Origin of the sequence: Paenibacillus agaridevorans (assembly GCF_003112455.1) — a bacterium.
Taxonomy (GTDB): Bacteria; Bacillota; Bacilli; order Paenibacillales; family Paenibacillaceae; genus Pristimantibacillus; species Pristimantibacillus agaridevorans.
The window spans coordinates 25,616-36,804 of the sequence record NZ_BDQX01000113.1 but is presented as its reverse complement, the minus strand read 5'-3'; the positions used below and the strand labels follow the sequence as shown (position 1 = coordinate 36,804).

At 56.2% G+C, this 11,189-nt stretch carries 10 protein-coding genes; 9 read left to right on the top strand and 1 reads right to left on the bottom strand.

Features of this window, described 5'->3' with window-relative positions; genetic code table 11:
- The 9 genes from isdE to clpC form a co-directional block, all read left to right on the top strand.
- On the top strand, positions 1 to 851 hold an 851-nt coding region (gene isdE, locus PAT3040_RS12020), incomplete at its 5' end, for a heme ABC transporter substrate-binding protein IsdE (RefSeq protein WP_108992843.1).
- A 13-nt stretch (positions 852 to 864) separates the two neighbouring features.
- Positions 865 to 1,959 (top strand): FecCD family ABC transporter permease, encoded by a 1,095-nt coding sequence (locus PAT3040_RS12015; protein WP_258234952.1) that lies wholly within the window; start codon positions 865 to 867, stop codon positions 1,957 to 1,959.
- Between the two features lie 39 nt (positions 1,960 to 1,998).
- Positions 1,999 to 2,679: a response regulator transcription factor gene (locus tag PAT3040_RS12010; RefSeq protein ID WP_146200408.1), complete on the top strand. Its 681-nt coding sequence runs from the start codon at positions 1,999 to 2,001 to the stop codon at positions 2,677 to 2,679.
- Positions 2,679 to 4,106: a sensor histidine kinase gene (locus PAT3040_RS12005; protein ID WP_108992841.1), complete on the top strand. Its 1,428-nt coding sequence runs from the start codon at positions 2,679 to 2,681 to the stop codon at positions 4,104 to 4,106. The genes PAT3040_RS12010 and PAT3040_RS12005 overlap by 1 nt, the downstream gene beginning before the upstream one ends.
- Before the next feature lie 71 nt (positions 4,107 to 4,177).
- The gene (locus PAT3040_RS12000) at positions 4,178 to 5,605 is read left to right on the top strand and encodes an aldehyde dehydrogenase family protein (RefSeq protein ID WP_108992840.1); all 1,428 of its coding nucleotides are present in this window, start codon (positions 4,178 to 4,180) and stop codon (positions 5,603 to 5,605) included.
- Between the two features lie 337 nt (positions 5,606 to 5,942).
- The gene (locus tag PAT3040_RS11995) at positions 5,943 to 6,404 is read left to right on the top strand and encodes a CtsR family transcriptional regulator (protein ID WP_087570254.1); all 462 of its coding nucleotides are present in this window, start codon (positions 5,943 to 5,945) and stop codon (positions 6,402 to 6,404) included.
- A gap of 28 nt (positions 6,405 to 6,432) precedes the next feature.
- A complete protein-coding gene (mcsA, locus tag PAT3040_RS11990) occupies positions 6,433 to 6,960 on the top strand; it encodes a protein-arginine kinase activator protein McsA (protein WP_108992839.1) in 528 nt (175 codons plus the stop codon).
- Positions 6,961 to 7,191: 231 nt separating this feature from the next.
- Positions 7,192 to 8,265, top strand: coding sequence for a protein-arginine kinase McsB (mcsB, locus tag PAT3040_RS11985; protein WP_087570256.1), 1,074 nt, complete (start codon positions 7,192 to 7,194; stop codon positions 8,263 to 8,265).
- 18 nt (positions 8,266 to 8,283) lie between these two features.
- The gene (gene clpC, locus PAT3040_RS11980; RefSeq protein WP_087570257.1) at positions 8,284 to 10,752 is read left to right on the top strand and encodes an ATP-dependent protease ATP-binding subunit ClpC; all 2,469 of its coding nucleotides are present in this window, start codon (positions 8,284 to 8,286) and stop codon (positions 10,750 to 10,752) included.
- Positions 10,753 to 10,838: 86 nt separating this feature from the next.
- Here the strand turns inward: clpC and PAT3040_RS36960 are convergent.
- Positions 10,839 to 11,189, bottom strand: a 351-nt coding sequence (locus PAT3040_RS36960) for a LysR substrate-binding domain-containing protein (RefSeq protein WP_258234951.1), incomplete at its 5' end; no start/stop codon positions are given.

Below are 11,189 nucleotides of genomic sequence, written 5' to 3'. Positions count from 1 at the left end.
CTCAGGCTCCGGCCGTAACGGAGTCGGCGGCCCCGAGCGCTTCCGCGCCGGAAGCTGCGGAAGCGCCGGAGGAGCATCGGATTGTATCGACGACCGTGGCGATTACGCAAATTATGGATCTGCTGGAGATCGATCTGATTGGTATCCCGAAAAGCGTGAAGACGCTGCCGGAGAGGTACGACGAGGTGACGAAGGTCGGCAATCCGATGAGTCCGGATATGGAGCTGGTGAAGTCGCTTAAGCCGACCGAAGTGTTGTCGGTCACGACGCTGCAATACGATCTGGAGCCCGTTTTCGACAATGCGGGCATTGACGCGACCTTCCTGGACTTGACCAGCCTGGAGCGGATGCAGGCGGAGATTGTGAAGCTGGGCGAGAAATACGGCAAGCAAGACAAGGCCGCCTCAATCGTCAGCGAATACAATGCGACCTTGGAGAAGATCCGCGAAGCGACGGAGGGCAAGGAGAAGCCAAAGGTGCTTATCCTTCTCGGCGTCCCGGGAAGTTATCTCGTGGCGACGGAGCACTCCTATATCGGCGACCTGGTCAGACTGCTCGGCGGCGTCAATATCGTGCAAGGCGAGAAGGTGGAGTTTCTGGCCTCCAACACGGAATACCTTCACCAATCCAATCCCGATGTCATTCTGCGCGCCGCGCATGGCATGCCGGAAGAGGTTGTAAAGATGTTCGACGAGGAGTTTAAGAAAAACGATATCTGGCATCACTTCAAGGCGGTGCAAAATGACCGGGTCTATGATCTGCCGGAGCCGCTCTTCGGCACCACGGGGAATTTGGCGGTCGGTGAGGCGCTGGAGGCGCTGCTGCCGATGCTGTATCCCGACGAACCGTAGAGGAACGTGAATCATGAATACACCGATATCAAAGACAGATCAGACGGAACGTGCAGACGAAGCGTTGCCAATGGACACGCGCCCGTATGCAGGAGCTGTCGCGAAGGCAACCAGCAGGTCGTGGAGAAAGCTTAAACCTTATGGCCTGATCATCTTTACGGCTCTGCTGCTGGCGGGGCTCGCCTTGTTCTCTGCGATGACGGGCAGTATCAAGGTGTCGTTCGGCGAGCTGCTGGGCGGACTCATGAGCGGCACGAACGAGCAGGTGGGGATTATTAAAGATTTGCGCTTTCCGCGCATTATCGTCTCCATGCTGTCGGGAGCCGCGCTGGCCGTATCGGGAGCGCTGTTGCAGGCCGTTATGAAAAATGCGCTCGCGGAGCCGGGCATTATCGGCATTTCGTCAGGTGCGGGGCTTGTGTCGATCACGGTCGTGACGCTGTTCCCGATGCTCTACTTCTGGTCGCCGTTATTCTCCGTGTTGGGCGGCGCCTTGGCCTGTTATCTGGTCTATTCGCTTTCCTGGCGCACGGGATTGAACCCGCTTCGGCTTATCCTGGTCGGCATCGCGATCAACGCGACGTTTACGGGGCTCGGGCAATCTTTTAATTACCGGGGCAGCTACGCCGTAACCAGCGTCAATCAAGCCATCTCTTCCATCTTCACGATGAAGACTTGGGAGGATGTCCATATTCTCGCTATCTTCGGCGGGATCGGATTGATCGTATCGCTGCTGCTGGGAGGCTGGTGCAATATGCTGGCCTTTAATGACGAGACGGCCCGCAATCTGGGGCTTCGCGTCGTGCGCGTCAGGCTGCTCATCTCGGCTGTGGCCGTACTGCTGGCTTCGGTGGCAACGGCCATCGGCGGACTCATCATGTTCGTCGGTCTGCTCGTCCCGCACATCGGCCGGGCATTGGTAGGCTCGAGCTACAAGCTGCTTATTCCGTTTTCGGCGATCGGAGGGGCGTTGCTGGTGCTGGCGGCGGACACGATCGGAAGAACGGTATTGGCCCCCGCGGAAATACCGGCTTCTATAATAATGGCGGTCATCGGCGGCCCGTTTCTTATCATCATGCTAATGAGAAGCGATCGACTGAATAAATAAAGGAGCGGCGGAGACGGCCGCGAGCACGGGAGGGTTGGAATACGCATGAAGCAGCTGCTTATTACGGACGATGACTATAATAGCCGCGTCCTGCTGGGCCACTATATGACCAAAGAAGGTTTCCGGGTACTGGAAGCGCAAAATGGTCGCGAGGCGATAAACGTTCTGGAAAATCAGGCCGTGGATCTTGTCATTATGGATATTATGATGCCGGAAGTGGACGGACTGACGCTCTGCGAATATACCCGCAAAAACTACGATATTCCCATCATCATCCTGTCCGCGCGCGACCAGCTCAGCGATAAGGAGCAAGGCTACTTAAGCGGCACGGACGATTACGTGACGAAGCCGTTTGAGCTGCCGGAGCTGCTGTTCCGGGTCAAAGCCCTGTTCCGCCGGTACTCCTTCGCCTCTAGCGACAAGATCCGGCTGAGCCGTCTCGTCATCGATCGTAAAAATTACGAGGTGATAGACGGGGACGAAGTCCTCCTGCTGCCGCTCAAGGAGTTCGAGCTGCTGGCCCAGCTGGCGGAATATCCCGGGCGGGTATTCTCGCGCGACGAGCTGATCCATCTCATCTGGGGCTCCGATTACGGCGGCGACGAACGGACGGTGGATGTTCATATCAAACGGCTGCGCAAGCGGTTCTCGGAAGGTGGCGGAGGTTTCCAGATCCATACGATTCGCGGCGTCGGCTACAAGCTCGAGGTGCTGGCTTAATGCGTTCGCTTTATTTTCGCGTGTTCCTGATTACGCTTTATACGATACTCATCAGCAGCTTCCTGGGCTTCTATGTCGCCAACGTCTATTATCATTGGTCGCTGAAGCCTTATCAGGACGAGAAGCTGTTCGGCACGCTTTTGCACGTGAAGGGGCATATCGAGGCGCATCCGGAGGCGATGGGCGATACGCTCAGGGCTTCGGCGGAGCTGGGCTACCAGCTGTACGCGTACGACGAAGCTGGCAACGATTTGTATTATGGAAGAGATTTTGCAAAGAAGGATCTGGGTAACGGGGTTAAGGCGCAAGTGCTGGAAGGAGGACAGTATCACGGCATTGCCGGATTTCCGAACAAGGCGTTTTCCTCCGGTTACTTCGACAATACGCTCAGCAATACCGTAGGCGTACAGGTGACGGCGGGAGCCGACAGGTACGCTCTTTTCCTGCGTCACGACAGCAATGTCCACTTCGACGAGCTGCGCACGTTTTTTTTCTTTATGTTCATGTTGACGGTCCTGTTCAGCGTACCTTACTTCATGCTCAGCACGCGATATCTGGTTCAACCCATCGTCCAGTTGAAGGAAGCGACAAAGCGGATCGCCCAAGGGCAATACAAGCTTAGACTGCCGACCAGGCGGAAGGACGAGATCGGCGAGCTGGCGAGCCATTTTCAGACGATGAGTATGGAGCTGGAACGCGCAGACCAGCGCACCAAGGAATTCGTCGCGAACGTGTCCCATGAGATTCATTCGCCGCTCGCTTCGATTCAGGGCTATGCGGATTCGCTGCTCGGCAAGGAGAGCGATCCCGCGCGGGTTCGGGAATACGCCGCCATTATCGGACAAGAGACGCGGCATCTCGCGACGCTAAGCCGTCAGCTGCTGCTGCTCTCGACGTTGGATCATGCCGACCAAACGACGGAGAAGAAGAGCTTCCCGCTTCAGCCGCAGCTGCGCCAGACGCTTCAATTGCTGGAATGGCAGCTGGCCGAGAAGGAGATCGCCGTGCGGCTGCTGGTGCCCTCCGGCATGGAGGTACACGGCGACGAAGTGCTTCTGATGCAGGTATGGTCGAACCTGCTCTCCAACGCGGTCAAGTATATCCCCGCAGGCCGCTCGATCCAGATTCAAGGCCATATCGAGGACGGCTGCTCCGTGATCCGGATATCCGATACGGGCGACGGCATCCCCGAGGAGCATCTGCCGTTCATCTACGATCGTTTCTACCGCGCGGACAAGGCGAGAGAAAGGAAGTCCGGCAGCACGGGACTTGGTCTATCCATCGTGCAGCGTATTGTCCATCAGCATGGCGGAACGATCGGCGTGGAAAGCCGGTCAGGCGCGGGAACAACGTTTACCGTGAGTCTGCCGCTTGAATCGGGCAAGCAAGTCAACATGCTCCCTTTTAATCCATTTTTTAAATTGTAGGAACGTATCGGGAGCGCCTTCGTTATTCTATGCTTGTGATATAATGCAACAAGAGTAAGGAGGCGGATGAGATGGAAAGAAGGTCGTTATGGATCGGCGGTCGGCGGCGAGAGGCTGCAGCTTATAGAGAGTTGAGGGCGCCGCATTCGGGAGAGATCATCGCGGAGGTCGCAATGGCGAGCCGCGCGGAAACTGGCGAAGCGATCGCTGCCGCATACGCGGCACGGCATTCGATGCGAGCGATGCCCGCCCATGCGCGGGCGTCGATTCTGGAGCGGGTAGCCTCGCTGCTGGGAGAGCGCAGGGAGGAAGCCGCCCGGATCATCGCGCTGGAGGCGGCGAAGCCCCTCAAGTACGCGCTTGCCGAGGTAGACAGGACGGTACAAACGTACAAGTTCGCCGCCGAGGAGGCCAAGCGGCTGTACGGAGAGACGATCCCGCTGGACGCGGCGCCGGGCGGCGAAGGAAGGCTGGCCTATACCGTTCGCGAGCCGCTGGGCGTTATCGGCGCCATCACGCCATTTAACTTCCCGTTGAATCTAGTGGCGCACAAGGTCGGACCGGCCGTAGCCGCCGGCAATACGGTCGTGCTGAAGCCAGCGAGTCAGACACCGCTCTCTGCTTATCTGATCGCGGATTTGTTTCATGAGGCTGGCCTGCCGTCTGGGGCGCTTAATGTCGTTACGGGAGCGGGCAGCGTCGTCGGCAATGCCATCGTGGAGGATGACCGCGTGGCGATGGTGACGTTTACGGGCAGTCCGGAGGTGGGCAAAGCGTTGCGTGCGAAGGCCGGACTTAAGCGCGTCACGCTGGAGCTAGGCTCCAACTCGGCGCTTATCATCGACCGCGGCATCGATGTGGAGAAAATAATTCCGAGATGTGTCATGGGCGCGTTTTCGAATCAAGGGCAGGTATGTATTTCGCTGCAACGGATTTATGTGCATGACGATGTGTACGAGAGGTTCGTGGAGGGTATGCGCCTGGCTGTGATGGGACTAAAGATCGGCAACCCGCTAGAAAAGGATACGGATGTCTCAGCCATGATTGCTCCGGTTGAGACCGAACGGGCTTTGCTTTGGATTGGGGAAGCTCTGGAGAGCGGGGCGAGGCTGATTGCCGGAGGCAAACTTCGCGAAGGCGTTCTGGAGCCGACGGTGCTGGTCGACACGGCTGAGGACATGAAGGTCAACTGCATGGAGTTGTTCGCTCCCGTGGTCAACATCGGCAAGGTTAGCAGCATGGACGAAGCGATCGCCGCGGTCAATGATTCCCGATTTGGACTTCAAGCGGGCATCTTTACAAACGATATCGGCCTTGCGCTGCGAGCGGCGGACGAACTGCATGTCGGAGGCGTCATTATTAACGACATTCCGACGTACCGAGTCGATCATATGCCTTACGGAGGCGTCAAGGAAAGCGGCACGGGCCGCGAAGGCGTGAAGTATGCCGTGCAGGAAATGACGGAGATGAAGCTGATCGTCGTGAATCGCCAAATTTGATGAATTCCATGTCCCCGAAAAACAGGCCGGACTAGGGTCTCATAGTATAAATAAGGCCAGAGCGCACCAAGCTACATATAAAGAGGTGTGCTCTGGCTTTGTTTTTTGTTCAAATATAGGAAGTTTGGGCCGTTTAGCGAGATGGTCGGGATGACATATGCAAGTAGTCAGAAAATTTAAACATTCCATCTTGACCCTCGGGATTTTTTGAGTATAATAAAACTAAAGTCAAAGAAAGTCAAAGTCAACGAGTTGACATTTAACTGTCCTGATGCTCTGGAAATGTAAGTATCGGGGGTATGGCTTTCTGAAGACGATACTCAGGGAGGTTGGTGATTTGCGTAATATTTCCGATCTCATTGAACATCACCTCAAACAAATGCTTGACGGCAGCGACGAAGGCGCGGTGGAGATTCAGCGCAACGATCTTGCCGACCGCTTCTCTTGTGTGCCTTCCCAGATCAATTACGTAATCAGCACGCGTTTTACGCTGGAGAAGGGGTACATGGTGGAGAGCAAGCGGGGCGGGGGCGGTTACATCCGCATTCAGCGAGTCGATCTGCCTGCGCTCAAGAACCTTCAGTACCATATTGAACGAACGATTGGCGACAGCGTCGACCAAAGCGCCGCGGAGGGCCTGATTTATCAGCTGCATGAAGCGGGTATGATTACAGTAAGGGAGTCGAATCTGCTGCGGGCGGCGATCCATCGGGACACAATTGCCCTGGTGCTGCCAATGCGGGATGAGATTCGCGCAAGACTGCTGAGAGCAATGCTCATCTCATTGCTAGCCAAATAGGGAATAGCGGAAGGGAGGGACCGAAGCTTTGTATTGCCAAGAATGCGGCAAGAAGCCGGCTACGCTTCATTTTACGAAAATCGTAAACGGCGAGAAGACGGAATTCCACATCTGCGAAGGCTGCGCCCGCGAACGGGGCGAAGGCATTCCGGGTTCACCAAACAGCTTCTCCATCCACAGCCTGTTATCGGGACTGCTGGACTTTAATGCAATAGGCAACTCGTCATCGGCTTTGTCCGGTGCTCCTCAGCAGCCGATACGCTGCGAGGAATGCGGTCTAACGTACACGCAATTCAGCAAGATCGGCCGATTCGGCTGCAGCTCCTGTTACCAAGCATTCTCGGAACGTCTGGATCCGCTTCTGAAGCGGGTGCACAGCAGCACGACGCACAACGGTAAAATTCCGAAACGTTCGGGAGGCCTTATCCAGTGCAGGCGCGAGATCGAACGATTGCGCAAGGATCTGCATACCCATATCGAGCAGGAGGAATTCGAAAGCGCGGCAACTCTGCGCGACGAAATCCGCGAGCTGGAACGCAAGATTGCGGAGATGTAATGGCGGTAGGAGCTTTTGAACCACCACAAAATGAAAGTTCAAAAGGTTCGATTGGCAGTACCGAGAAGGTTGGACGAAGTCGAGGCCTGAGGATCGGAGCGTAGCAGAGCTACGTGAGAACCGGAAGGACCGGCTGAGTTCAAAATTCGACGTCGAGTAAGCTTCCCTGAAGTAACAACGTAATGGCAGTCGGAGCTTTTGAACCACCTTTAAAGGAAGGGTGTGAAGGGGTTGACAGTACATCGCTTCTCCCAAGACGCTCTGAGCGACTGGATGCGGACATTGGGTCCGGACTCCGACGTCGTGATCAGCAGCCGGGTGCGAGTGGCCCGCAATTTGCGGAAGCAGCCGTTCCCGATGCTCGCTACGAGCGCCCAGGCGAATGAAGTGCTGGAGCAGCTGGCGGATGTCAGCAAGTCGGGCAAGCTGGACGAAGTAGGCTCCTTCGAGACGCTGCTGTTATCCGAGCTTAGCGAGTTGGACAAACGAGTGCTCGTGGAGAAACATCTTATCAGCCCGAATCTGGCGAACGAGTCTCGCGGCGGGGCCGTCGTGCTCAGCGAGAACGAATCCGTCAGCATTATGATTAACGAAGAAGACCATCTGCGCATCCAATGTTTATATCCCGGTTTCCAAATCGGCGAAGCATGGGCGTTGGCAAGCGGAATTGACGATATTTATGAAGAAGTGGCGGATTATGCCTTCGACGAGAAGCGCGGTTATCTGACCACCTGTCCGACCAACGTCGGAACGGGAATTCGGGCATCGGTCATGATGCATCTGCCGGCATTGGTATTGACTCAGCAGATTAACCGGATTCTGACTGCCGTAACGCAAGTCGGTCTTGCCGTTCGCGGCCTCTATGGAGAAGGCAGCGAAGCGTTAGGCAATCTGTTCCAGATCTCGAATCAAATTACGCTCGGTCAGTCCGAAGCGGAAATCATCGATAATCTGCATGATGTAGCCAAACAGATTATCGAGCATGAACGGGCGGCGCGCAAACGTCTTCTGGCGGAGTCCAGACTGCGAACGGAGGATCGCGTCAAACGTTCCTTCGGCATTCTGTCCCACGCGGTTATCATGGACTCCAAGGAAGCCGCGCAGAGGCTGTCGGATGTTCGTCTCGGCGTCGATCTTGAGCTGTTGCCGGACGTAACGCCGCAGGTGCTCAACGAGCTGCTCGTCATGACTCAGCCAGGTTATCTGCAGCAGACTTTTAATGAGAAGATGAGTACCGAGCAACGCGACGTAAGACGCGCCGAGCTCATTCGGGAGAAACTGAAGGTTGCTCAAATCCAAGATTGATCATGGGGGTGCAGGAATATGATGTTTGGAAGATTCACGGAACGTGCGCAGAAGGTGCTCGCACTGGCTCAAGAAGAAGCAGTGCGGCTAGGCCATAACAATATCGGAACGGAGCATATTTTGCTCGGTCTCATTCGCGAAGGCGAAGGCATCGCGGCGAAGGCTCTGATCGGGCTTGGTCTCGGTCTCGAGAAAATTCAGGATGAAGTCGAAGCGCTCATCGGACGCGGACAGGAACAACCGAACAACATCGCTTACACGCCGCGTGCCAAAAAGGTCATCGAGCTGTCGATGGATGAAGCCCGCAAGCTGGGCCATACTTACGTTGGAACGGAGCATATTCTGCTCGGCCTCATCCGCGAAGGCGAAGGCGTGGCGGCACGCGTGCTGAACAACCTCGGCATCAGCCTGAACAAAGCGCGTCAGCAAGTGCTGCAGCTGCTTGGCAGCAGCGAAGCGGTATCCAGCAACCACGGCACGCCTGCTAATGTCAGCACGCCGACGCTGGATGGACTCGCGAGAGATTTGACCGCTTATGCGAAGGAAGGCAATCTCGATCCGGTCATCGGTCGAAGCAAAGAGATTGAGCGCGTTATCCAAGTGCTTAGCCGCCGGACCAAAAACAATCCGGTTCTCATCGGCGAGCCGGGCGTCGGCAAAACGGCGATCGCGGAAGGACTCGCGCAAAAAATCATCGCCAACGAAATTCCCGAGACGCTGCGCGACAAACGGGTGATGACGCTGGATATGGGCTCCGTCGTCGCCGGTACCAAATACCGCGGCGAATTCGAGGATCGTCTCAAAAAGATCATGGATGAGATCCGCCAAGCGGGCAACATCATCCTGTTCATCGACGAGCTTCATACGCTCATCGGCGCAGGCGGCGCGGAGGGCGCGATCGACGCTTCCAATATTCTGAAGCCGGCGCTTGCCCGCGGCGAGCTGCAGTGCATCGGCGCGACGACGCTGGACGAATACCGCAAGTACATCGAGAAGGATGCCGCGCTCGAACGCCGCTTCCAGCCGATCACGGTCGACCAGCCTTCCGTCGAGGAAGCGATCCAAATTCTTCACGGCTTGCGCGATCGGTACGAGGCGCATCACCGCGTAAAAATTACGGATGAATCCATCGAGCAAGCGGTTAAGCTGTCGGATCGCTACATTACTGACCGTTTCCTGCCGGACAAAGCGATCGATCTGATCGACGAGGCGAGCTCCAAGGTAAGGCTGAATTCCTATACCGTACCGCCGAATCTCAAGCAGCTGGAGAACCGTCTGGAAGATATCCGCAAGGAGAAGGACGCTGCCGTCCAAAGCCAGGAGTTCGAGAAAGCGGCCGCGCTTCGCGATACGGAACAGAAGATTCGCGAAGAGCTGGACGTCACAAAAAATCAGTGGAAAGAGAAGCAAGGCCGCACCGATTCCGAGGTTACGCCCGAGGATATCGCTCAAGTCGTGGCGAGCTGGACCGGCATCCCGGTTAGCAAGCTGGCGGAAGAAGAGACGGAGCGCCTGCTGAAGATGGAAGAAATTCTTCATGACCGTGTAATCGGTCAAGAGGAAGCCGTGAAGTCGGTATCCCGCGCGATTCGCCGCGCAAGAGCCGGACTCAAGGATCCGAAGCGCCCGATCGGCTCGTTCATCTTCCTTGGTCCTACGGGCGTCGGCAAGACAGAGCTGGCCCGCGCGTTAGCGGAAGCCATGTTCGGCGACGAAAATGCGGTTATCCGCATCGATATGTCGGAGTACATGGAGAAACATTCGACATCCAGACTGGTCGGAGCTCCTCCGGGTTACGTCGGCTACGAAGAGGGCGGCCAGTTGACCGAGAAGGTTCGCCGCAAGCCGTATTCCGTCGTATTGCTTGACGAGATCGAGAAAGCCCATCCGGAAGTATTCAATATTCTGCTTCAAGTGCTCGAGGATGGACGTTTGACGGATTCCAAAGGCCGCGTCGTCGACTTCCGCAACACGCTGATCATCCTGACGTCCAACGTTGGAGCGGATCAAATCAAGAAAAACTCGTCGCTCGGATTCACCGCCGTACAAGATGCGGGCCGCGACTTCATCGTGATGAAGGACAAAGTGATGGCGGAGCTTAAGAAGAGCTTCCGTCCGGAGTTCCTGAACCGGATCGACGAATCCATCGTCTTCCATTCTCTCGGCGAAGAGCATATTGCCCGGATCGTGACGCTGATGTCCGACGAGCTGCGCAAACGCTTGAAGGAGCAACAAGTCGACTTCACGCTGACGGAAACGGCGAAGAACTTCCTTGCCAAGGAAGGCTACGACCCGCAATACGGCGCGCGTCCGCTGCGCCGCGCGATCCAGAAGCATATCGAGGACCGTCTGTCCGAGGATCTGCTGATGGGTCTCATCCAGAAGGGCGATACCTTCGTTATCGACGAGAAGGATGGGGCGTTGGTCGTTACGAAACATCTGCATCAGCCGGCTGAAACGCAGGAAGAAGAGCCGACTACGAAATAAAAAAATGGCAAGTCGAATCATCGTTGATCGATGACGATGACGGCAATGCGAAAGAAAAGCATCCTCTGCAAACGAGGATGCTTTTTTCATGTCTGCGGGGGCTTTTGTTCCCCAAAATGGTTGGTTATATAGTCGGAGAACAAGCGGGCATTATGCGGGAGCTGCTCTTCGGCACGGCAGACGAACGAGATATAGCGGCGATTACGGTAATTCGGCAATCGGAACTGGATCAGCTCGCCTGCCGCAACCTCTTTAATGACGCTGCGCTCCGGCAGCACCGCGATACCCAGGCTGCACTTGACCGCTTCCTTCATCGTTTCGATGGCGCCGAGCTCCATGGACTGGTTGAATATTATTTCCGTCTGGTTCATCCATTCCTCCGTCAGCGTGCGGGAGGTAGAACCGGGTTCATGCAGCAGCAGCCGCTCCCCTTGCAA

Bases quoted from the DNA above. Each gene is read 5' to 3' on its own strand.
- PAT3040_RS12015 (WP_258234952.1), top strand. From the start codon at position 865: ATGAATACACCGATATCAAAGACAGATCAGACGGAACGTGCAGACGAA.
- PAT3040_RS12000 (WP_108992840.1), top strand. From the start codon at position 4,178: ATGGAAAGAAGGTCGTTATGGATCGGCGGTCGGCGGCGAGAGGCTGCA.
- clpC (WP_087570257.1), top strand. From the start codon at position 8,284: ATGATGTTTGGAAGATTCACGGAACGTGCGCAGAAGGTGCTCGCACTG.
- PAT3040_RS12005 (WP_108992841.1), top strand. From the start codon at position 2,679: ATGCGTTCGCTTTATTTTCGCGTGTTCCTGATTACGCTTTATACGATA.